We start from the raw sequence: 20,815 nt of genomic DNA, 5'->3' as shown, positions 1-20,815 counted from the left end.
ACCGAGTGCGCTCAAGGGAATACCCTTGGCGGGCTCAGCGGCGGATGCGGCCGTCCTCGGTCAGCAGGGTCATCTCGACGAAGCGCGAGCCCGTGTGCTTGCCGGGTCCGAAGTCCACCGGAAAGCCGCCGAGGTCGAGGTTGCGCATGCCCTGGATGGCGTTGATGAAGCCCTCGCGCGTGAGAGGGCGCCCGGCGCGCTGCGCGGCTTCGCTGAACACCTTCGCCGCGACGTAGCCTTCCATGCTGGAGTGGTTGGCGACCAGGCCGGGCCGGGCCTTCAAGGCAGCCAGGTACTCGCTGGCAAGCGGCGTGACGGGTGTGTAGGGAAAGGGCATGACCTGGCTGACCAGCACGCCTTTGGCCAGGGCGCCGAGTTCATCGAGCAGCGCTTGCGTGCCGACCATGGAGACGTTGTAGAAGTTGCCGGTGTAGCCCCGCGCGCGCGCCAGGCGGATGAAGACGGCACAGGCCTTGTAGACGCCGATCTGCACGATGGCCTCGGGGCGCTGGGCCAGGATGTCGTCGACCGCTTTCCCCACCTCCACCGAACCGCGTTCGGCGGTGCCCAGCGCCACGGGCGCCAGGTTCTGCGCCTGGAGCGCTCGCGCCACGCCTTCCAGGCCGGCTTTGCCATAGGCATCGTTCTGGTGGAACACGGCGATCTTCCGGATGCCGGTCCCGGTGATCTGGCGCACGATGGCCGCGGTCTCGTCCTGGTACGAGGCGCGCACATGGATGGCATATCGGTTGAAGGGCACGCGCAAGGCCTCGGCCCCGCTGGCCGGGGCAAAGAACGGCAGCCGGGCCTCGGTGGCCAGGGGCAGCGCCGCCGCGCTGGTGAGGGTGCCGATGTACCCGAACAGCGCGAACACGCCTTCGCCCAGGAACTGCCGGGTGTTGGCCGCGCAGCGATCGGGTTCGTCTCCGTCGTCCAGGCGCCTGAGTTCGATTCGGCGGCCATGGACACCCCCCTTCTGGTTCAGCGCCTCGAAATACAGCTGCGCCCCCAGGTGGAACTGCAGGCCGAGCTGTTCGGACGCCCCGCTGAACGGGGCCGACTGCCCCAGCACGATGCGCGTGTCGCTGATGCCCACCGACTGCGCCCGGGCGGCGAGCGCCCCGCCGCCCAGGGCCGGCCAGAGGGCCAGGCGGCCCGCGCGTCCAAGCATGTCTCTGCGTCGCATGATCCATTCCCCCAACCGCGTGAATGCGTCCGCCAGCGTAGGCCAAATCCCGGTCGAAAGTAAAGCTTTCGACCTGCATTCCGTCGGCGACGAACGGGTGCCGCGTGAGCGAGTGCACGCAAGTGCGAGCGACAAGGTCATGGGGGCCCGAATATCATGAACGGCTCCCACACCATTGCCCCATGACGTCACCCACGACCACCCCGCAACCCCTTCAGGTGCGCGGCGCCTGCCCGCACGACTGCCCCGACACCTGTGCGCTGATCACCACGGTGGAGCACGGCGTGGCCCTGCGCGTGCAGGGCAACCCGGCGCACCGCCACACCGACGGCGCCCTGTGCACCAAGGTCTCGCGCTACGCCGAGCGCAGCTACCACCCCGAGCGCCTGCTCACCCCGCTCAAGCGCGTGGGCGCCAAGGGCAGCGGCCGCTTCGAGCCGGTGGGCTGGGATGAAGCGCTCGACGACATCGCGCAACGGCTCAAGGCCATCGCCGCGCGCGATCCGCAGGCCATCCTGCCCTACAGCTACGCCGGCACCATGGGCCTGGTGCAGGGCGAGGCGATGGCCGGGCGTTTCTTTCACCGCCTGGGCGCCTCATTGCTCGACCGCACGATCTGCGCTTCTGCTGGCGGGGAGGCGCTGGTGCAGACGCTGGGCGGCAAGGTCGGCATGAAGGTGGAGCATTTCGCGCGCTCGAAGCTCATCCTGATCTGGGGCAGCAATTCCATCGGCAGCAACCTGCACTTCTGGCGGCTGGCGCAACAGGCCAAGCGCGATGGAGCGCGCCTGGTCTGCATCGACCCGCGGCGCACGGAGACAGCCGACAAGTGCCACGAACACATCGCCCTGCGCCCGGGCACCGACGCCGCGCTGGCCCTGGCGTTGATGCACCAGCTGATCACCCACGGCTGGCTGGACCACGATTACATCGAACGCCACACCCTGGGCTGGGAGGGCTTGCGCGAGCGCGCCCTGCAGTGGCCGCCCGAGCGCGCGGCCGAGGTGTGCGGCGTGCCGGTGCAGCAGATCGTGGATCTGGCGCGCGCCTACGGCACCACCCAGCCGGCCGCGATCCGCCTCAACTACGGCATGCAGCGCGTGCGCGGCGGCGGCAACGCGGTGCGCGCCATCGCCTGCCTGCCCGCCCTGGTGGGGGCCTGGCGCGACCCGGCCGGCGGCCTGCTGCTCTCGGCCTCGGGCCACTTCCCCGTGCAGCGCGCGGCGCTGCAGCGGCCCGACCTGCTGGCCGGGCGCTCGGCGCGCACGATCAACATGAGCACGATCGGCGACGATCTGCTGCGCGAGACCTCGCCCGGCTTCGGCCCCCAGGTGGAAGCCGTGATCGTCTACAACAGCAACCCGGTGGCGGTGGCGCCGGAGTCCGGCAAGGTGGTGCAGGGCTTCGCGCGCGAAGACCTGTTCACCGTGGTGCTGGAGCACTTCCAGACCGACACCGCCGACCTCGCCGACTACATCCTGCCGGCCACCACGCAGCTGGAGCACTGGGACATCCACACCAGCTACGGCCACACCGACGTGCTGCTCAACCGCCCCGCCATCGCGCCGCTGGGCCAGGCCCGCACCAACACCGACATCTTTCGCGCACTGGCCGCGCGCCTGGGTTTCGACGAACCGTGTTTTGCCGACGACGACCTCACGCTGTGCCGCACCGCCTTCGGCGACGCGGTGGACTTTCAGCGGCTGCTGGACCAGGGCTTTGCCACCTTGAACGTCCCCGAGGCCCCGTTTGCCCAGGGCCGGTTCCCCACGCCTTCCGGCCGGTGCGAGTTCTTCAGCGCCCGCCTGGCGGCCCGGGGCGAAGACGGCCTGCCCGACCACCTGCCCAACTTCGAGGCCTTCGGCAGCTCGGCCCAGTTCCCGCTCGCCATGATCTCGCCACCGGCGCGCAACTTCCTCAACTCCAGCTTCGTCAACGTGACCAGCCTGCGCGACATCGAGGGTGAGCCCCTGCTGGAGATCCACGCCGACGACGCTGCCGCGCGAGGCATCTCCAGCGGCCAGATGGTGCGCGTGTTCAACCAGCGCGGCGAGTACCGCTGCAAGGCCAGCGTGTCCCGGCGCGCGCGGCCGGGCGTGGTCAACGGCCTGGGCATCTGGTGGCGCAAGCTCGGGCCCTTCGGCACCAACGTCAACGAGGTCACGAGCCAGCGACTCACCGACATGGGCGGCGGCCCGGTGTTCTACGACTGCCTGGTCGAAGTGGCGACCCTGCCCGAAGGCGCCTGATGCGGCGTGGCCTGGCGCTCATGGCCCTCGCCCTGCTGGGCGCGGGCTGCGCCAGCACCACCGGCGTGGGCTATTACTGGCAATCGGTCACCGGCCACCTGCGCCTGATGCAGGCCGCGCGCCCGGTGGACGACTGGCTGGCCGACGCCCAGGCGCCGCAGCGCCTGAAGGAACGGCTCACCCTGGCCCGGCGCATCCGCACCTTCGCCGTCACCGAACTCGCGCTGCCCGACAACGCCAGCTACCACCGCTACGCCGACCTGCAGCGCCGCGCCGCGGTCTACAACGTGGTCGCCGCGCCGGCGCTCTCGCTCACCCTGCAGACCTGGTGCTTCCCCGTCGCGGGCTGCGTGGGCTACCGGGGCTACTTCGACGAGGCCGACGCGCGCGCCTTCGCCCGCACCTTGCCCGCCGACCTGGAGGTCGTGGTGTACCCGGTGCCGGCCTACTCCACCCTGGGCTGGATGAACTGGGCTGGCGGCGACCCTTTGCTCAACACCTTCATCGGCTACCCGGAGGGTGAACTGGCCCGCATCGTCTTCCACGAACTGGCGCACCAGGTGGCCTACGCGCAGGGCGACACCGAGTTCAACGAGGCTTTTGCCACCAGCGTGGAACGCCTGGGCGGCGCGCGCTGGCTGGCGACCCAGGCCAGCGAGCAGGCGCGCACCGACTACGCCGTGTTCGACCAGCGCCGTCGCGCCTTTCGCTCGCTCACCTTCTCGGTGCGACAACAGCTGCAGGCCATCTACCTCGACCCCGCCCTGGACGACACCGAGAAGGCGCGGCGCAAGGCCAGCGCCATGGCGGAGTTCCACCGCAGCTACCAGGAACTCAAGCGCGGCTGGGGCGGTTTCGCCGGCTACGACCCCTTCGTGGCCCAGGCCAACAACGCGAGCTTCGCGGCCCAGGCGGCCTACGACGGCCTGGTGCCGGCGTTCGAGGCCCTGTTCGAGCGCGAAGGGCATGACTTCGCGCGGTTCTATGATGCGGTGCGCGCCCTGGCCGCGCTGCCCCGGCAGGAACGGCGGGCGCGGCTGCGCGGCCTGCAACCCCTGCTGGCCAGCCAGAGCGGCGCACCATCCTGACCAACCACCACACGAGACAAGCCATGGCAGACATCCACATCGAACGCGAACACGCCCTGGGCTTGCCCGCCGCGCGCAAGCTGGCCTGGCGCTGGGCCGAGCAGGCGGAGAACGAGTTCGACATGAGCTGCACCTACGAAGAAGGCGACGGCTGCGACGAGGTGCAATTCACGCGCTCGGGCGTCAGCGGCACGCTCAAGGTCTCGGGCGAGCGGTTCGAGCTTGATGCCCGCCTGGGCTTTCTGCTTGGCGCGTTCAAGGACCGCATCGAGAGCGAGATCGTGAAGAACCTCGACACCTTGCTGGCGGCCAAGAAGCCGCCCGCCAAGGCGGCGGCCAAAAAGAAGAAAGCCGGCTGAGCCGGCTTTCTTCTCTTCAAGAGCACCTGCGGAACCGGCTCTGCCGGGCCGCCAGGTGCACCCCCTGAAGGGGAATGACGCCGAAGGCGGCGCGGGCGGTCAGCTCAATTCATCGATCAGATCGACGTATTGCTGCATGGCGTCCTCGCTGGCCGTGCCCTTGAGGCCGTTCCACGCATCCCACTTGGCGCGGCCCACCATGTCGCCAAAACCGGGCTTCTTCTCGGCGTTGTCGCCGCTGGTGGCCTGCTTGTACAGCGCGTAGATCTTGAGCAGCGTGGCGTTGTCCGGGCGCTCGCTCAGGTTCTTGGAATTCGCCACCGCGGCGTCGAAACGGGACTTGAGATCGGCCATGAATGCTCCTGGTTTGAAATGAGGCGCCCGGCGCGGGTGGCCGGGCTTAGGGCTGTCCCGCTATCTTACGGTTTGGTCTGTCTGCACAATAGAGCCACAACCCCAAGACCCGCGGCACCGGCCCGTCAGCGGCCTGGTTCACGCACCCGAGGAGCATCCATGGTTCAACGCGTCGCCGCCCGGCCCGGCACATCCGCAGCGCGCCAGCGCGCCACCGCCAAGTCCCCGGCGGCCCTGGTGCGGGACGCAGGCGCCTCGGTCCAGCACGCGCTGGCCAGCACCCTGGGCATGGAAGGCGAGCGCATGAGCAAGGTGGACACCGCCTGGCTGCGCATGGACTCCCCCTCGAACCTGATGATGATCGTCGGCGTCTGGATCTTGCGGCCGGGCATCACGCCAGATGCCTTGAAGGAACGCGTGCGCGAACGCCTCCTGCCCTATCCGCGCTTCCTGCAGGTGGCGCGCGAGGACGCCTATGGCGCGCACTGGGCCAAGGACCCGGACTTCCGGATGGATCGGCACATCGTCACGCACCAGCTCAAGCGCCGGCGCGGCCAGACCGAGCAGGAAGCGCTGCAGGACCGCGTGGGCGACCTCGCCATGCAGCCGCTGGACCACGACCATCCGCTCTGGCGCTTCGAGCTGATCGAGCGCTACGACGGCGGCTCGGCGCTGATCGCGCGCATCCACCACTGCATCGCCGATGGCATCGCGCTCATCAGCGTGATGATGAGCCTGGTCGACGGGGGTGGCGCCCCACCCGAGCGAAAGCGCCGCAAGCCTGCGAAGATGGGCCTGGACGGGGCCGAGGACTGGCTGGCCGACACGCTGATCCGCCCCTTGGGCGACATCACGGCCAAGGCGCTGGAGGCGGCCGGTGGCGGCGCAGCCAAGTCCTTCTCGATGCTCGCCGCACCGCAGCAAAGCCTGAGCGACACACTGGGCCAGGCGGTGGACATCGCGCGCATGGGCGGGCAGCTCGCAAGCGACCTGGCCTCGCTGGCGCTCATGCCCGACGACTCGCCCACCCGGCTCAAGGGCCAGCCCGGCAACACCAAGCGCGTGGCGTGGTGCGAACCCCTCCCGCTCGACGAGGTCAAGGCCATCGGCAAGGCCATGAACTGCTCGGTCAACGATGTGCTGCTGGCCTGCGTGGCCGGCGCCATCGGGGCCTATCTGCGTGGTCTGGGCGACCAGACCGATGGCAAGGAAATCCGGGCCATGGTGCCGATCAACCTGCGTCCGATGGAGGACGCCTGGAAACTGGGCAACCGCTTCGGCCTGGTGCCGCTCGTGCTACCGATCGGGGTGGACAACCCGATCGAGCGCGTGTTTGCGGTGCGCGCGCGCATGAACAGCCTCAAGGGCAGCCTGCAGCCGCTGCTGACCTTCGGCTTGCTGTCGGTCGCGGGGCTGCTGATCAAGCCGGCGCAGGACGCCTTGCTCAGCCTGTTCGGCCGCAAGACCACCGCCGTGATGACCAACGTGCCCGGGCCGGCCACCAAGCTCAAGGTCTGCGGCTCCACGCTGGAGCAGACCATGTTCTGGGTGCCGCAGACCGGCACCGTGGGCCTGGGCGTGTCGATCCTGAGCTACGGTGGCGGCGTGCAGTTCGGCGTGATTGCCGACACCCGGCTGTGCCCGGACCCGCAGCAGATCATCGACCGCTTCGAGCCGGAGTTCGCCCGGCTGCTCACGCTGACACTGATGCTGCCCTGGGGCGAAGCGAAGGGCTAAAACCGCTTTTCCAGAGCACCCGGGGAACCGGCTTTGCCGGGCCTCAGGGTGGGGCCCCCTTAAGGGGGGACGCGCGAAGCGCGGCGGGGATCAGACCAATGCCAGGCGGCGATCGGCGATTTCCAGCAGGCCGTCGAAGATCAGGCTTTCGACCAGCTCCACCTCGGTGGACATGCTCGGCGCCATCTTCCAGCCCGCGCCCCCGGTCATGATGCAGACCGGCTGTTCACCGCAGTGGCGCCTCAGGTTCTCCACCATGCGCTGCACCGCGCCGGCGATGGCGAAGGTGCCGCCGCTGGTGAGCGCGTCGCTGGTGTTGGTGGGAAAGTCGCAGACCTCGCCGGTGGGCACGTGCAGGCCCGCCGTGCCCGACTCCAGTGCGCGCAGCATGATGCCGTGGCCCGGCAGGATGATCCCCCCCAGGAAGCGCCCTGCGGTGTCGATGGCCTCGACCGTGACGGCCGTGCCCACCATGACCACCACGCAGGGCTTCGCCGGGCCCCGGGCAAGCAGCCGCTGGCGCGCGCCGATCATGGCCACCCAGCGGTCCGACCCCAGCCGGGCCGGGTGGTCGTAGCCGTTGACCAACCCCGCTTCGGCGCTGCTGGACACGACCCAGTGCGGCGTCACGTCCCACAGCTCGAGCTGCTCGCCGACCCGCCGCTTGACCGCGTCGCCGGCGACCACGCAGCCCAACACCCATTGCGGCGCGGGAAGGTGGCGCCAGTCGCCCTCCTCCAGGGTCTCGATGTTTTCCAGAAACTGCGCACCGCTGGCCAACAGCGTGGCCCCCACGCGTGGCGCGTCGTAAAGGGCCCACTTGAGGCGGGTGTTCCCTACGTCCAGGGCCAGAAATGTCATGCGCGGATTATGACCAAGCCACCACGCCCGGATTGCCGCAGTGCAGCATGGGACGCGGCCGGCGGGTTCAGATCAGTCCGATCCAGCAGGCGCGCTGCACGGCGGCCAGCTTGTTGTCGGTCTGCAACTTGGACATCGCGTTGGCCAGGTGGTAGTTCACCGTGCGCTCGGAGCAATCCATGCGCAACGCGGTCTCGCGCGCGGTCAGTCCCTCAAAGGCCAGGTTGAGGCTTTCGAGCTCGCGCGGGCTCAGGCTCACCCGCTGCTCCGCGATGGTGCGTCGCAACATGGGCCAGACGTTGAACGCCGACCACGCCAGCACCGAGGCCTCGGTGCGATCGGCAAAGGCGCGCGGGCTGAACATGAAACATTCGAAGGCTCGCCCCGCCGGCAGGCTGAAGGCCACGCGCACCAAAGTCTGGTACCCATGCGCCAGCCAGAGGCGGCGCCAGCGGCTCGATTGCTCGAACGAGGATTTGGAAATGTCCTGCCAGGCCACGAGCGGCGCATCGCTGTCGCGCCACCCCGCCCCGAAGTCGCGGCTCTCGGCCAGCGCCTCGGCAGCGCCCACCAGACGGGGAGGATGCACCGCCAGCACCTCGCGCTGATCCCGGCCCCCGAGGGGGTTCGGACCCAGCACCAGCACGGCATCCACACCCTGATCCCGCAGGGCGCAGACCCAGTCGGCCAAAATGCCGTCCAGTCCGACACTGTCAAAGTTGACAGGCAGGGTCATGGTAGATAACACCCTGTTGCATACACAATGCCTGATGAATCAGGATGGGAGTCACGCGCCACAGGTGTTTGGCGATCGAAGGAGTGCATATTGTCTTTTGACCGGTTGTGGATGCTCAGCGCCAAAGCCCGCTTGTGGCGGTGGGTGCTGGACGAGGTTGTCCACGCGCCTGTGGAGCCTATTTTGCACCCATCGCGGTACCGGCTGCTGTGGATCGGCGCATTCACGTTCATTGGCCACCTGGTCATCTACGGCATCTGGGGCCATCTGGTGCCCCAGCCCTATGAAAACGTGTGGGCCCGCCTGGTGATGGCCTTCCTGGCCCTCATCTATGTGCTGCCCCGCATTTCGCGCGATCCGTCGGCCACGGAAAGTGGCCGCCTCTTCAGCCTGGCCACCTGGATCCAGCTGCCCTGGTTCTTCACCTGGATGTACTGGATGAACGGAGGCAACGCTGCCTGGCTGGGCAGCGTCGCGGCGATGATCCTCATTTATTACCACGCCACCGACTGGCGCCTGGCCACGCTCGGCCTGATCACGGGCGGCATCGCGGGCTGGGTCACGGCGGAGTTCTATGGCGGCAGCACCCGGCCGTTCGAGGAGCCCATGGCCAACCTGGTGGTGATCACCTTCGCCTGGCTGATGGGCCTGATGCTCGGTTTCTCCAGCGCCAACCTGCGCCGCGCCCGCCTGCTCAACACCTTGAGCACCATGGGCGTGATGGCGCACGAACTGCGCACGCCGCTGGCCACGGTCAACCTCATGGGCGACGTGCTGCGCAACCTGGTGCAGCACGACATCCCGGACCCCAAGCGCAAGAAACTCGAAGAACTGGCCACACGGCTGCAGAACCTGGTGCGCAGCATGAACCGCCAGATCGACACGCAGATTTCCAATGCGCAGCTGATGCGCCTGCCGCGCGAGCAGTCGCTCATCATGGCGGCAGAGTTGGTGCAGGAGGTGGTGAACCAGTACCCCTACCGCTCCTCAAGAGAACGCGACTGCGTTCAGGTGCACATCCAGAGCGACTTCTGCTTTTCGGCCTCCCGTCCGCTGTTTGCCCAGGTGCTCACCAACCTCATCAAGAATGCCTTGCACGCGCTGGCTGCGGCCAGCACGGCCCCCAGCCCGGGCGACCTTCGGGTGGACGTGGGCCTGCACCATGGCAAAGGCCGCATCGCCGTGTCGGACGACGGCATCGGCATCACCCACGAGCAGCAGCAGCGCATTTTTGAACCCTTCTTCTCCACCCAGAGCGGGGCCGGCAACGGGCTGGGCCTGACTTTCTGCAAGAACGTGGTCGAGGCCGCCCATGGCCGCCTCAGCGTGCACTCTCAACCGGGGCTGGGCGCGGTCTTCATGATCGACCTCCCCCTCAACACATCTGCGGCCCAGACCCTGGCCGTGTCAGGCTGACCACGATGGCATTGACAATCTCACTCTTTCACCGCCCTGGCGGCGTCCTCTTCCTGGACGACGACACCGACTACCTGGAAATGCTGGGGATGGTCATTCCCTCGCACTGGCAGGTGGAGCTCTATTCCCGTCCTTCAGGCTTCGCGGCCCGCATGCAGAACGAGCCCGCGCGCTGGGAGGCCGACGCCATGGCCCAGCTGCAGATGATCGAGCGTTGGCGCCAGGGCCAGCCGCTGCTGCCGCAAGTGCTGCGGTACTGGGCCGTGAGCACCGCGCGCTATGAACTCGCCCAGATCTGCGTGGTGGACTACGCCATGCCCGGCACCGACGGCCTGCGGGTGCTCAACACCCTGCTCGACTGGCCGGGCTCGCGCGTGCTGCTGACGGGCCAGGCGGACGAACAGATCGCCATTCAGGCCTTCAACAATGGCCTGATCGACCAGTTCGTGCCCAAGCAGACCACGGACATCACGCGCCACCTGCTGGGCGTGCTGCGCAAGCTGTCACAGACGCCGCACCCCCGGCTCAACACGCTGTGGCGAGCCGCCCTGCGCCCCGCGCAGCAGTCCATGCTGCAGATCCCGTCGGTGGCGCAGGCGCTGCGTGCCTACACCGAGCAGCACTGGGTGGAGTACGTGGTGCTGGGCGAGCCCTTCGGCCTGGTCGGTCTGGACTCCATGGGCAATTGCCACTGGCTGCAGCTCGAACCCACCGCCAGCCTGCCCGATCTGGCGGAACTCGCGGGCTCGGCCGGGCTGGGCTTCGATGCCGTGCGCGCCGTGCAGGCAGGGCAACGGCTGGCCGCCGTGGAGTTGCACCAGCAGATGGGCCTGCGGGGCCCCGTGCGGACCGCGCAGGCTTTCCCGGTGGGGGACGACGGCGTGCTCTCCGGCGCCCTGTTCAGCCTGGACCGCGCCGACCTGCCCCAGCCCATCTATGCCTACCGGCATTTTCTGGAAGCCCAGGGCGGGCGCGAGGTTCACGACACTTAGGGCCTGCCGGCCCTAAGCCGCCAGCGCCTCCTGCTCCTGCGCGCCGGCCTGCACTCGGGCGCGCCGCGCACAGGGCCAATCCCAGGGTTTGACGATCGGCGCGATCTCGCGCGCCACCGCCTCCAGGTGCTCCAGCTCGGCCTCCGTGAGGGCGGCGTTGAGCGTGAGGCGCACCAGGGCGCGCTTGCTGCTGGTGGCCGGGGCGCAGAAGATCGCGCCGAACACGCCGCGCTTCTCCAACTCGTCGCGCAGGCGCATGGTGTCCGGCTCGGTGCCGGCTTCGAGCGAGATGATCTGTTCGGTGCCCTGGTGGATCCAGTAGCCCAGGCCGCCCAGGGTGTCGCGCACGCGGCGGGTGATGGCCTTGAGGCGGGCCCGCTCGTCATCGGCCTTCTGCAGCACCTCCACCGTGGCCCGAAGCCCGGCGATCTCATGGGGCAGCAGGCAGGAGCTGAAGATGTTCGGGAAGCTCGAGCTCAGGATGTAGTAGCGCATGCTGGCCGGCGCCGTGAAGAACCCGGCGCGGCCCGCGACCGACTTGGCCAGGCTGGCGGAAATGAAGTGCACCCGGTCTGTCAGGCCGAGTTCGGCGCACAGGCCCGCGCCGCCCGGGCCGTGCGTGCCCAGGGAATGCGACTCGTCGACCAGGATCATGCTGCCGTGCTTCTCGACGACTTCGATCATGGCCTCCAGCGGGCACACCGAGCCGGTGGTGCTGTAGACCGAATCCACCACCACCACGCCCGGGCCGTTCTTGGCCATGATCTTGTCCAGGTGGGCCGCGTCGTTGTGGCGGAAAGCGAAGGCCGGTGCGCGCGCGGCGTGGGCGCCTTCCCACAGGGACGCATGGGCCTGGGTGTCCAGGTAAACCGGGGTCTTTGCGTCCGCGATGGACTGCAGCAGGCCGACATTGGCCGAGTAGCCGGACTGGCAGACAAAGGCGTCTTCCTTGCCAACCCAGCCCGCCAGGGCCATCTCCAGCGCGCGGGTGGGGTGCTGCTGCAGGAGGAACACACCCGACTGAACCACAAACTCGCTGGACTTGGTGATGGCCTCGACCTGGGCCGCCACAATGCTCGGGTGGCCCGTCACGCTGAGGTAGTCGTTGCCATCGAGGCGCACCGCGTTGGGGCCGGGCGACGAACCGTGCAGCACGAATTTGCCGCCCCAGTTGCCTTCCCATCGGGGTTTGAAGTCACGTTCCATGCGCTGGACCAGTGTGGCGGCCAGCGGTGGGTTTTTGAAGGCGGCCTCTTGAGCGCGTTCCAGCGTTTCCATGGGATTCCCCTTATCGGATAGAAAATCCCATTAAAAAAAGAAATCCGTGAAAAATCACACGACCCCTGTCAGGTTTGACAGGGGATATGAGGCTTTCTTCTCAAGTTTCGTGTCTCTATGCCGACAGGCGGCGACGCGCCACCGCCACACCCCGGGGACGGAACGGGCTCAGTTCTGGCGCCAGGGCAGTTGGCGCAAGCGCCATCCCCCTTTGCGCCCCCGGTGGGCGTCGGCATCGGGATCGCCCTCGAAGCCCTCGAGGATGTTGTAGGCCTCCAGGCCGAGTTCGGTGGCCCGCTTGGCCGCGGCGATGGAGCGCACGCCGCTGCGGCACAGCAGCACCAGCTTCTTGCCGCCGGCCGCCTCCCGCACCTGCTCGTCAAAGCCGGGGTTCAGCGCCATGCCGGGCCACTGCTTCCAGGCCACGGGCACCGCGCCCGGCACAAAACCCACCCATTCCCGCTCCGCGTCGGTCCGCACGTCCACCAGCACGGCCTCGCCGCTCTGGACCCAGCGCCAGGCCAGCTCGGGCGACACATCGCCGGCGTAGGTGCCCTGATGGGCGCCCGCGGCCGGCTGGGGCTGCATCTGCAGCGCGCCGTCGGCGTCGTGCCGCAGGCCGGAGCTCAGGTTGGCGGGAACGGCCTCATCGATGCGCCGGGGGCGCGGCAGGTTGAGCGAGTTCATCAGGTCCACGAACTCGGCCTCGGTCTTGCCCGCCACCCTCGCATTGCTGGTCTTCTCGCGCCCGATGGTGGAGCACGAGCGGCCCTGGTAGTCATGGCCGGGCCAGACGGTGGTGTCGTCTGGCAGGTTGAACAGCACCTGGGTCAGGCTGCGGTAGAGGTCCTCGGCGCTGCCCGACTGGAAATCGGTGCGGCCGCAGCCGTTGATGAGCAGCGTGTCGCCGGTGAAGACGTGGTCGCGCCACAGAAAGCTCATGCTGCCGGCCGTGTGGCCGGGCGTGTGCAAGGCCTTGAGCACCTCGCCACCGAATTTCAGGGTGTCGCCGTCCTGGAGCTGCACGCCCGCGGTGCCGATGCCGCATCCCAGGGGCGCGGCGGTCTTGGCGCCGGCCAGCTCGGCCAGGCGGCCGGCGCTGGTGATGTGGTCGGCATGGGCGTGGGTTTCCACCGTCCAGGCCAGCTTGAGGCCGTACTCCCGCAGCGTCGCGAGATCGCGCTCGATCTGCTCGTCCACCGGGTCGATGAGCAGCGCGTCGCGGCTGAGTTGGTCGAACAGCACATAGGTGTAGGTGCTGGAGGCGGGGTCGAACAGCTGGATCGGTTTCATGGGAAAACGCAAGTGGAATGGGGTGGATCGGCCATCATGCCCGAGGTCGGCCCTCATGGATTTTCAACAAGGCGTGAAGATATTTTCATGCCCATTTTTGGTGCCGGCGCAGCCAAAAACAAGGGTTTGCGGACCCGCGTGATTCACTGGTCGGTGAAAACCCTGCGCTTCCCGGAGGCACCTTGGGCGCATCATCAGCGGCTCATCAACCCGACTGGAGACAACAGATGACTGACAAGAAGACCGTCACTTCGCGCCGAGGCATGCTCAAGGGCGCTGCCGTTGCAGCCGGAGCCATGTCCGTGCCCATGATCGCCACGGCGCAGACCACCACGCTGCGCTTTCAGAGCACCTGGCCGGCCAAGGACATCTTCCACGAGTACGCGGGCGACTTCGCCAAGAAGGTCAACGACATGGCCGGCGGCCGTCTGAAGATCGAAGTGCTGCCAGCGGGTTCGGTGGTGCCGGCTTTCCAGTTGCTGGATGCGGTCGCCAAGGGCACGCTCGACGGCGGCCACGGTGTGGTGGCCTACTGGTATGGCAAGAACTCCGCCCTGGCCCTGTGGGGTTCGGGCCCGGGCTACGGCATGGACGCCAACATGGTGCTGGCCTGGCACAAGTACGGCGGCGGCAAGGCGCTGATGGAAGAAATCTACAAGAGCCTGAACCTGGACGTGGTGTCCTACCTGTACGGCCCCATGCCCTGCCAGCCGCTGGGCTGGTTCAAGAAGCCGGTGTCCAAGGTCGCCGACATGAAGGGCCTGAAGTTCCGCACCGTGGGCCTGGCGGTGGACGTGTTCACCGACATGGGCACCGCCGTCAACCCGCTGCCCGGTGGCGAGATCGTGCCGGCGCTGGACCGCGGCCTGATCGATGCGGCCGAGTTCAACAACGCGTCCAGCGACCGCGTGCTGGGCTTTCCCGACGTGGCCAAGAATTGCATGCTGCAGAGCTTCCACCAGTCGGGCGAGCAGTTCGAGATCCTGTTCAACAAGACCAAGCTCAATGCCCTGCCGGCCGAACTCCGCTCGATCATCGAGTACGCAGCGGAAGCTTCGAGCGCCGACATGAGCTGGAAGGCCATCGACCGCAACTCGCAGGACTACGAAGCCCTCAAGAAGAGCGGCGTGAAGTTCTACAAGACGCCTGACCCGATCCTGCGCGCCCAGCTGGCCTCCTGGGACAAGACCATCGCCAAGAAGGCGGCCGAGAACCCCTTGTTCAAGAAGGTCCTCGACTCGCAGAAGGCCTTCGCGCAGCGCGCGGGCCAATGGCAGAACGACTACACGGTCGACTTCAAGATGGCCTTCAACCACTACTTCGCCAAGAAGAGCTGAGGCCCGAAGGCCGGGACGAGGGGCATGGCGCCGGCGCGATGCCCCTCTTTTTTGCCCGCTTCACGGCGCCGGTTGAGGAATGACGATGCAATCCATCCTGTGGACCATTGATCGGCTGTCGACGCTGATCGGCAAGGTCTTTGCCTGGTGCGCCCTCCTGCTGACGCTGCTGATCAGCTGGGAGGTGTTTTCGCGCTACGTGCTCAACGAGCCCCATGCCTGGGTGCTGGACGCCCAGATCATGTTGTACGGCACCATGTTCATGACCGCGGGGGCGTACACGCTGTCCAAGAACGGGCACGTCCGTGGCGACGTGCTGTATGGCTTCTTCCAGCCCCGCACCCAGGCCACCGTGGACCTGGTGCTGTACATCGTGTTTTTCCTGCCCGGCATCGTTGCGCTGACCTGGGCGGGCTGGATCTACGCGGGTGAATCGCTCGCGATCCGGGAGCAGACCTTCTCGGCCGACCCGCTGCCGCTGTACCCCTTCAAGTACGTGATTCCGCTGGCGGGCGTCACGCTGCTGCTGCAGGGCCTGGTGGAGATCGTGCGCTGTGTCCAGTGCATCCAGACCGGCGCGTGGCCGGCGCGCGAGGACGACGTGCAGGAAGTCGACGTCGAAAAACTCAAGGAAATGGTCAACGTGAAAGACGCAGACATCGCCGCACTCGACGCCGTGGTCGTCGCCCAGGAGAAGAAGCCATGAAGCTGCGCAAGGAACTCTGGTTCGGCCTGAGCTTCATGGCCCTCATCGTGGTCCTGGCGGCCGTGGTGCTGCTGCGCGCCGAAACCATCACCCAGGGCCACCTGGGCCTGTTGATGCTCTCGCTGGTGGTGGTCGCGATCATGCTGGGCTTTCCCACCGCGTTCACGCTCATGGGGATGGGCATGCTGTTCACCTGGCTGGCCTACGACAGGGACGTCACGCACACGCTCGACCTGATGGTGCAGTCGGCCTACAAGACCATGTCCAACGACGTGCTCATCGCCATCCCGCTGTTCGTCTTCATGGGCTACCTGGTGGAGCGCGCCAACCTGATCGAGTCGCTCTTCAAGAGCATGCACCTGGCCATGGCCCGGTTGCCCGGCGCGCTGGCGGTGGCCACGCTGGTGACCTGCACCATCTTCGCCACGGCCACCGGCATCGTCGGCGCGGTCGTGACGCTGATGGGGCTGCTCGCCCTGCCGGCCATGCTGCGTGCAGGCTACAGCGTGCCCCTGGCGGCCGGCGCCATCACGGCCGGCGGCTGCCTGGGCATCCTGATCCCGCCTTCGGTGCTGCTGATCGTCTACGGCGCCACGGCGGGCGTGTCGGTGGTGCAGTTGTACGCGGGGGCCTTCTTCCCCGGGCTGATGCTGGCCTCCCTGTACATCTTGTACGTGATCGTCGTGGCCAAACTCAAGCCGCAATGGGCGCCACCGCTGAGCGCCGAAGAGCGCCGGGTCCACCTGCCCACGCTGACGCAGCGCCTGACGACCGACCCCACCGCCCACGCGGTGCTGGGCCTGCTCAAGGGCCGGCGCAATGCCGACGTGCCCCTGTCGCACCTGCTCAAGCAGATCGGCATGGCCGCGCTGCCCGCGCTGATCTTTGCGGCGGTGATGATTCCGAGCTACCAGGCGGTCACCACGGTGACGGCCGAGGCGGTGTACGAGATCGAGGAAATTGGCGCCAGCCGCTCCAGCGCGCCCGAGAGCGGCGGCCTGGCCGAACCGCCAGCCGAAGGCGGCCTGGCCGAGCCCCCCTCCGAATCGGGCGGACTGGCCGAACCCCCGGCGGACCCCGATGTGCCTGAGGCCGCCGGTGGCCTGCAGGCGCCCCCCGGGGCCGAAGCTGCCCGCGAGCCGGTGGCCAGCGAACCGGCCGCCGCCGCCGCAGGGGAAGCGGTCGCGGTGGAAGAAGCGGCCACGACGCAGCCCGCCCCCACCTGGTGGTGGGTGGTGTTCGCGGTGACCGGCGCGCTCGTCACTCTCTTCTACCTGTTCCTCAGCTTCGCCCGCCTTGAAATCTTCAAGATGCTGCTGGCTTCGTTCTTCCCGCTGGTGCTGCTGATCCTGAGCGTGCTGGGGTCGATCGTGCTGGGCCTGGCCACGCCCACCGAAGCCGCGGCCATGGGGGCCCTGGGCGGCATGCTGCTGGCGGCGGCCTACCGGCGGCTCAACATGGCGGTGCTCAAGGAATCGGTGTACCTCACGGCCAAGACCTCGGCCATGGTGTGCTGGCTGTTCGTGGGCTCGGCCATTTTCTCGGCCGCGTTTGCGCTGCTGGGCGGGCAGGCGCTGGTGGAGCAGTGGGTGCTCAGCATGGAACTCACCAAGATCGAGTTCCTGGTGATGACGCAGATCATCATCTTCCTGCTCGGCTGGCCGCTGGAATGGACCGAGATCATCGTGATCTTCATGCCCATCTTCATACCGCTGCTGGCCCACTTCGACGTGGACCCCCTGTTCTTCGGCCTGCTGGTGGCGCTGAACCTGCAGACCGCGTTCCTCAGCCCGCCAGTGGCCATGGCCGCCTTTTACCTGAAGGGGGTGAGCCCGCCCCACGTCACGCTCAACCAGATCTTCCTGGGCATGCTGCCCTTCATGGGCATCCAGATCCTGGCCATCGTGCTGCTGTACACCTTCCCAGGCATCGGCCTGTGGCTGCCTCAGCTGCTTTACAAGTGATCCGCAAGGCTGCGGTCTCACTCCCAAGGGGCGCTTCGGCGCCCCTTCTTTTTCCGGGGAAACGGGTTATATTACGTTTACGTAAACGTCAATTGACCGGATGCGCGAAGAATCGTGTCCGAGCCCCCCCCCGCTGGAGACCGCATGCCCCGCCTGAACGACGCCTCCCTGCCCTTTCCGCGCGCCGCCCTGCGCGCGGGCAAGAACGTCGTGTGGCGCGACTGGCAGATCGAACCCGTGGCCGAGGGTGCGCCCATCACCAAGGTGTCGCTCAAGAAGCTCAAGCCCGACGCCAAGCCCTTCTCCAGCGGCGACAAGGCGGCCGACCAGGCCAGCGTGCAGGCCATCGCCGAGGAGCTCGACGGGCTGCAGGACCTGTTCTATGCCGACCGCCGCTTCAAGCTGCTGGTGCTGCTGCAAGGCACCGACACCGCAGGCAAGGACGGCGCCGTGCGTGGTGTGTTTTCGCGCACCAGCCCGCTGGGCGTGCACACCGTGGGCTGGAAAGCACCCACCGAGGTCGAGCGCGACCACGACTACCTCTGGCGCATCCACCAGAAAATGCCGGGCGCCGGCGAGACCATGGTCTTCAACCGCAGCCACTACGAAGACGTGCTGGTGCCCGTGGTCAATGGCTGGATCACGCCCGCCCAGACCGCCCAGCGCTATGCGCACATCAACGACTTCGAGCGCCTGCTCGCCGAGACCGGCACCGTGATCCTGAAGTTCATGTTGCACATCGGCAGCGACGAGCAGCGCCAGCGCCTCCAGGAGCGCGTGGACGACCCGACCAAGCACTGGAAGTTCAGCGGGGGCGACCTCGACGTGCGCAAGCAATGGACCGACTACCAGCGCGCGTACGAAGCGTTGCTGGCCAGGACCAGCACCCCCTGGGCCCCCTGGAACGTGGTCCCGGCCAACTCCAAGACCCACCGCAATCTGATGATCGCGACCATCGTGCGCGACACCCTCAAGGCCCTTGACCTGCGTTACCCGCCGCCCCAACCCGCATTGGCCGGCCTGCGCATCGAGTGAGACTTTCCGCCATCCGCCCCCAGAGAGAGACACCATGAGCAACCTCGCCGCCGAGTACCAGGCACTGGCCAGCTACCGCCCCACGCACAAGGTGCGTTTCGTCACCGCCGCCAGCCTGTTCGACGGGCACGACGCGGCCATCAACATCATGCGGCGCATCCTGCAGGGCATGGGCGCCGAGGTGATCCACCTGGGCCACAACCGATCGGTGGACGAGGTGGTGACCGCCGCGCTGCAGGAAGACGCGCAAGGCATCGCCATCAGTTCCTACCAGGGCGGCCATGTGGAGTACTTCAAGTACATGGTGGACCTGCTCAAGAGCCGGGGCGGCGAACACATCCAGGTGTTTGGCGGCGGCGGCGGCGTGATCGTGCCAGCCGAGATCCGTGAACTGCAGGACTACGGCGTGACGCGCATCTACAGCCCCGAGGATGGCCAGAAGATGGGCCTGGCCGGCATGATCGGCGAGATGGTGATGCGCTGCGACCGCGACCTCAGCCCCTACGCGCCCCGGTCGCTGGCGGCCATCGAGGGCCAGGGCGAGATGAACTGGCGCGCGCTGGCCCAGCTCATCACCGTGCTGGAGAATGGCAGCGCCGACGCGGCCATCGTCTGCGCCCTGCGCGAGCAGGCCAGCACGAAGCAAGTGCCGGTGCTCGGCATCACCGGCACGGGCGGCGCGGGCAAGTCCTCGTTGACCGACGAACTCATCCGCCGCCTGCGGCTGGACCAGGACGACCGGCTGCGCGTGGCCGTGATCTCCATCGACCCCTCGCGCCGCAAGAGTGGCGGCGCGCTGCTGGGCGACCGCATCCGCATGAACGCCATCAACCCCTGGGGCCAGGGCCAGCGCGTGTACATGCGCAGTCTGGCCACGCGCGACTTCGGCAGCGAAATCAGCGCCGCCCTGCCCGACGTGATCGCGGCCTGCAAATGCGCCGGCTTCGATCTGATCGTGGTCGAGACCTCGGGCATCGGCCAGGGCGACGCGGCCATCGTGCCGCACGTGGATGTGCCCATGTATGTGATGACGCCGGAGTTCGGCGCGGCCAGCCAGCTCGAGAAGATCGACATGCTGGACTTCGCCGCCTTCGTGGCCATCAACAAGTTCGACCGCAAGGGCGCGCTCGATGCGCTGCGCGATGTGGCCAAGCAGGTGCAGCGCAACCAGGAAGCCTGGAGCACCCCGCCAGACCAGATGCCCGTGTTCGGCACCATGGCCGCGCGCTTCAACGACGACGGCGTGACCGCGCTCTACCAGGCCCTGAAGCTTCGCCTGGGCGAACTCGGCCTGCCGCTGCAGGAAGGGCGCCTGCCCGCCGTCCAGGTGCGCCACAGCACCAACCAGACGCCCATCGTGCCACCTGCGCGCACGCGCTACCTGGCCGAGATCAGCGACACGGTGCGCGGCTACAAGAGGAAGGCCATCGAGCAGTCGCGCCTGGCGCGCGAGATCCAGCAACTCAACGCCACGGCGGCCATGCTGCGCAAGGACAAGCCTGAACGCGCGCGCGCCGCCGAGGCGGTGATCGACCTGGCCCAGCTGCGCGAGCTCGACCAGGACCCCGCCGCGCGCAAGCTGCTCGCCCAGTGGCCCGACATGCAGAAGGCCTATGCGGGCGACGAGTACGTGGTGAAGATCCGCGACAAGGAGATCCGCACCGCGCTGACGACGAAGAGCCTCTCGGGCACCGTCATTCGCAAGGTCGCACTGCCCAAGTACGAAGACCACGGCGAGATCCTGAAATGGCTGATGCTGGACAACGTGCCGGGCAGCTTCCCGTACACCGCGGGCACCTTCGCCTTCAAGCGCGAGGGCGAAGACCCCACGCGCATGTTCGCGGGCGAGGGCGACGCTTTCCGCACCAACCGCCGCTTCAAGCTGCTCTCCGAAGGCATGGCCGCCAAACGCCTGTCCACCGCCTTCGACTCGGTCACGCTCTACGGCAACGACCCCGACCCGCGCCCCGACATCTACGGCAAGGTGGGCAACTCGGGCGTGAGCATCGCCACGCTGGACGACATGAAGGTGCTCTACAGCGGCTTTGACCTCTGCCACCCGGCCACCTCGGTCTCGATGACGATCAACGGCCCGGCGCCCAGCATCCTGGCGATGTTCATGAACACCGCGATCGACCAGAACCTGGAGAAGTTCGAAGCCGAGAACGGCCGCCAGCCCACCGCCACCGAATCCGCCAAGATCCGCGAATGGGTGCTGGCCAAT

The 20,815-nt window shown here is 67.7% G+C and carries 18 protein-coding genes and 1 pseudogene; 12 read left to right on the top strand and 7 right to left on the bottom strand.

Going from position 1 to position 20,815, the window contains the following annotated elements:
• Positions 1–34 precede the first annotated feature (34 nt).
• The gene (locus KIT86_RS18860) at positions 35–1,171 is read right to left on the bottom strand and encodes an ABC transporter substrate-binding protein (RefSeq protein ID WP_297401195.1); all 1,137 of its coding nucleotides are present in this window, start codon (positions 1,169–1,171) and stop codon (positions 35–37) included.
• A 197-nt stretch (positions 1,172–1,368) separates the two neighbouring features.
• Between KIT86_RS18860 and KIT86_RS18855 the strand changes: the two genes are divergently transcribed.
• From KIT86_RS18855 to KIT86_RS18845, 3 genes are read left to right on the top strand one after another with little or no spacing between them, the layout of a single operon-like run.
• Positions 1,369–3,435: a molybdopterin oxidoreductase family protein gene (locus KIT86_RS18855; RefSeq protein ID WP_297401193.1), complete on the top strand. Its 2,067-nt coding sequence runs from the start codon at positions 1,369–1,371 to the stop codon at positions 3,433–3,435.
• Positions 3,435–4,523 carry an aminopeptidase gene (locus KIT86_RS18850; protein WP_297401191.1) on the top strand — a complete coding sequence of 363 codons (1,089 nt, stop codon included), beginning with the start codon at positions 3,435–3,437 and terminating at the stop codon, positions 4,521–4,523. The genes KIT86_RS18855 and KIT86_RS18850 overlap by 1 nt, the downstream gene beginning before the upstream one ends.
• A gap of 23 nt (positions 4,524–4,546) precedes the next feature.
• Positions 4,547–4,882, top strand: a complete 336-nt coding sequence (locus tag KIT86_RS18845; RefSeq protein WP_297401189.1) for a polyhydroxyalkanoic acid system family protein — start codon at positions 4,547–4,549, stop codon at positions 4,880–4,882.
• Between the two features lie 99 nt (positions 4,883–4,981).
• On the opposite strand, the gene KIT86_RS18840 is transcribed toward KIT86_RS18845, so the two are convergent.
• On the bottom strand, positions 4,982–5,236 hold the full coding sequence (locus tag KIT86_RS18840; RefSeq protein ID WP_297401188.1) for an acyl-CoA-binding protein: 255 nt from the start codon (positions 5,234–5,236) through the stop codon (positions 4,982–4,984).
• Positions 5,237–5,524: 288 nt separating this feature from the next.
• Here KIT86_RS18840 and KIT86_RS18835 point away from each other — a divergent pair, with 288 nt between their 5' ends.
• Entirely contained in the window at positions 5,525–6,973 is a 1,449-nt protein-coding gene (locus KIT86_RS18835; protein WP_297401199.1) for a wax ester/triacylglycerol synthase family O-acyltransferase, read from the top strand.
• A 90-nt stretch (positions 6,974–7,063) separates the two neighbouring features.
• Here KIT86_RS18835 and KIT86_RS18830 read toward each other — a convergent pair whose 3' ends face one another.
• Both KIT86_RS18830 and KIT86_RS18825 read right to left on the bottom strand, forming a co-directional pair.
• Positions 7,064–7,834: a type III pantothenate kinase gene (locus KIT86_RS18830; RefSeq protein WP_297401186.1), complete on the bottom strand. Its 771-nt coding sequence runs from the start codon at positions 7,832–7,834 to the stop codon at positions 7,064–7,066.
• A 67-nt stretch (positions 7,835–7,901) separates the two neighbouring features.
• Entirely contained in the window at positions 7,902–8,570 is a 669-nt protein-coding gene (locus tag KIT86_RS18825; protein ID WP_297401184.1) for a helix-turn-helix transcriptional regulator, read from the bottom strand.
• Positions 8,571–8,753: 183 nt separating this feature from the next.
• On the opposite strand from KIT86_RS18825, the gene KIT86_RS18820 reads away from it, so the two are divergent.
• Complete coding sequence (locus tag KIT86_RS18820; protein WP_297401182.1) at positions 8,754–9,986, top strand: HAMP domain-containing sensor histidine kinase; 1,233 nt, start codon at positions 8,754–8,756, stop codon at positions 9,984–9,986.
• Between the two features lie 5 nt (positions 9,987–9,991).
• A complete protein-coding gene (locus KIT86_RS18815) occupies positions 9,992–10,978 on the top strand; it encodes a response regulator (RefSeq protein WP_297401180.1) in 987 nt (328 codons plus the stop codon).
• Between the two features lie 12 nt (positions 10,979–10,990).
• Here the strand turns inward: KIT86_RS18815 and cqsA are convergent, their stop codons facing one another.
• The 3 genes and pseudogenes from cqsA to KIT86_RS18800 form a co-directional block, all read right to left on the bottom strand.
• Positions 10,991–12,256, bottom strand: a complete 1,266-nt coding sequence (cqsA, locus tag KIT86_RS18810) for an alpha-hydroxyketone-type quorum-sensing autoinducer synthase (protein WP_297401178.1) — start codon at positions 12,254–12,256, stop codon at positions 10,991–10,993.
• A 168-nt stretch (positions 12,257–12,424) separates the two neighbouring features.
• The gene (locus KIT86_RS18805; RefSeq protein ID WP_297401197.1) at positions 12,425–12,844 is read right to left on the bottom strand and encodes a rhodanese-like domain-containing protein; all 420 of its coding nucleotides are present in this window, start codon (positions 12,842–12,844) and stop codon (positions 12,425–12,427) included.
• 24 nt (positions 12,845–12,868) lie between these two features.
• Positions 12,869–13,549: pseudogene (locus KIT86_RS18800) on the bottom strand (MBL fold metallo-hydrolase); the annotation flags it as partial.
• Positions 13,550–13,585: 36 nt separating this feature from the next.
• Here KIT86_RS18800 and KIT86_RS18795 point away from each other — a divergent pair.
• From KIT86_RS18795 to KIT86_RS18770, 6 genes are all read left to right on the top strand, one after another.
• Positions 13,586–13,780 carry a hypothetical protein gene (locus tag KIT86_RS18795; RefSeq protein ID WP_297401177.1) on the top strand — a complete coding sequence of 65 codons (195 nt, stop codon included), beginning with the start codon at positions 13,586–13,588 and terminating at the stop codon, positions 13,778–13,780.
• On the top strand, positions 13,777–14,886 hold the full coding sequence (locus tag KIT86_RS18790; protein WP_297401175.1) for a TRAP transporter substrate-binding protein: 1,110 nt from the start codon (positions 13,777–13,779) through the stop codon (positions 14,884–14,886). Before KIT86_RS18795 ends, KIT86_RS18790 begins: the two co-directional genes overlap by 4 nt.
• A gap of 85 nt (positions 14,887–14,971) precedes the next feature.
• On the top strand, positions 14,972–15,592 hold the full coding sequence (locus KIT86_RS18785) for a TRAP transporter small permease subunit (RefSeq protein WP_297401173.1): 621 nt from the start codon (positions 14,972–14,974) through the stop codon (positions 15,590–15,592).
• A complete protein-coding gene (locus KIT86_RS18780) occupies positions 15,589–17,556 on the top strand; it encodes a TRAP transporter large permease subunit (RefSeq protein ID WP_297401171.1) in 1,968 nt (655 codons plus the stop codon). The genes KIT86_RS18785 and KIT86_RS18780 overlap by 4 nt, the downstream gene beginning before the upstream one ends.
• A 144-nt stretch (positions 17,557–17,700) precedes the next feature.
• The gene (locus KIT86_RS18775; protein ID WP_297401169.1) at positions 17,701–18,591 is read left to right on the top strand and encodes a PPK2 family polyphosphate kinase; all 891 of its coding nucleotides are present in this window, start codon (positions 17,701–17,703) and stop codon (positions 18,589–18,591) included.
• Between the two features lie 34 nt (positions 18,592–18,625).
• On the top strand, positions 18,626–20,815 hold a 2,190-nt coding region (locus KIT86_RS18770), incomplete at its 3' end, for a methylmalonyl-CoA mutase family protein (protein WP_297401167.1).

Origin of the sequence: Hydrogenophaga sp. (assembly GCF_026125825.1) — a bacterium.
GTDB lineage: Bacteria > Pseudomonadota > Gammaproteobacteria > Burkholderiales > Burkholderiaceae_C > Hydrogenophaga.
This window is presented reverse-complemented; position numbering and strand designations above follow the sequence as displayed.

Bases quoted from the DNA above. Each gene is read 5' to 3' on its own strand.
- KIT86_RS18860 (WP_297401195.1), bottom strand. From the start codon at position 1,171: ATGCTTGGACGCGCGGGCCGCCTGGCCCTCTGGCCGGCCCTGGGCGGC.
- KIT86_RS18855 (WP_297401193.1), top strand. From the start codon at position 1,369: ATGACGTCACCCACGACCACCCCGCAACCCCTTCAGGTGCGCGGCGCC.
- KIT86_RS18850 (WP_297401191.1), top strand. From the start codon at position 3,435: ATGCGGCGTGGCCTGGCGCTCATGGCCCTCGCCCTGCTGGGCGCGGGC.
- KIT86_RS18845 (WP_297401189.1), top strand. From the start codon at position 4,547: ATGGCAGACATCCACATCGAACGCGAACACGCCCTGGGCTTGCCCGCC.
- KIT86_RS18840 (WP_297401188.1), bottom strand. From the start codon at position 5,236: ATGGCCGATCTCAAGTCCCGTTTCGACGCCGCGGTGGCGAATTCCAAG.
- KIT86_RS18835 (WP_297401199.1), top strand. From the start codon at position 5,525: ATGGAAGGCGAGCGCATGAGCAAGGTGGACACCGCCTGGCTGCGCATG.
- KIT86_RS18830 (WP_297401186.1), bottom strand. From the start codon at position 7,834: ATGACATTTCTGGCCCTGGACGTAGGGAACACCCGCCTCAAGTGGGCC.
- KIT86_RS18825 (WP_297401184.1), bottom strand. From the start codon at position 8,570: ATGACCCTGCCTGTCAACTTTGACAGTGTCGGACTGGACGGCATTTTG.
- KIT86_RS18815 (WP_297401180.1), top strand. From the start codon at position 9,992: ATGGCATTGACAATCTCACTCTTTCACCGCCCTGGCGGCGTCCTCTTC.
- cqsA (WP_297401178.1), bottom strand. From the start codon at position 12,256: ATGGAAACGCTGGAACGCGCTCAAGAGGCCGCCTTCAAAAACCCACCG.
- KIT86_RS18805 (WP_297401197.1), bottom strand. From the start codon at position 12,844: ATGCAGCCCCAGCCGGCCGCGGGCGCCCATCAGGGCACCTACGCCGGC.
- KIT86_RS18795 (WP_297401177.1), top strand. From the start codon at position 13,586: ATGCCCGAGGTCGGCCCTCATGGATTTTCAACAAGGCGTGAAGATATT.
- KIT86_RS18790 (WP_297401175.1), top strand. From the start codon at position 13,777: ATGACTGACAAGAAGACCGTCACTTCGCGCCGAGGCATGCTCAAGGGC.
- KIT86_RS18785 (WP_297401173.1), top strand. From the start codon at position 14,972: ATGCAATCCATCCTGTGGACCATTGATCGGCTGTCGACGCTGATCGGC.
- KIT86_RS18780 (WP_297401171.1), top strand. From the start codon at position 15,589: ATGAAGCTGCGCAAGGAACTCTGGTTCGGCCTGAGCTTCATGGCCCTC.
- KIT86_RS18775 (WP_297401169.1), top strand. From the start codon at position 17,701: ATGCCCCGCCTGAACGACGCCTCCCTGCCCTTTCCGCGCGCCGCCCTG.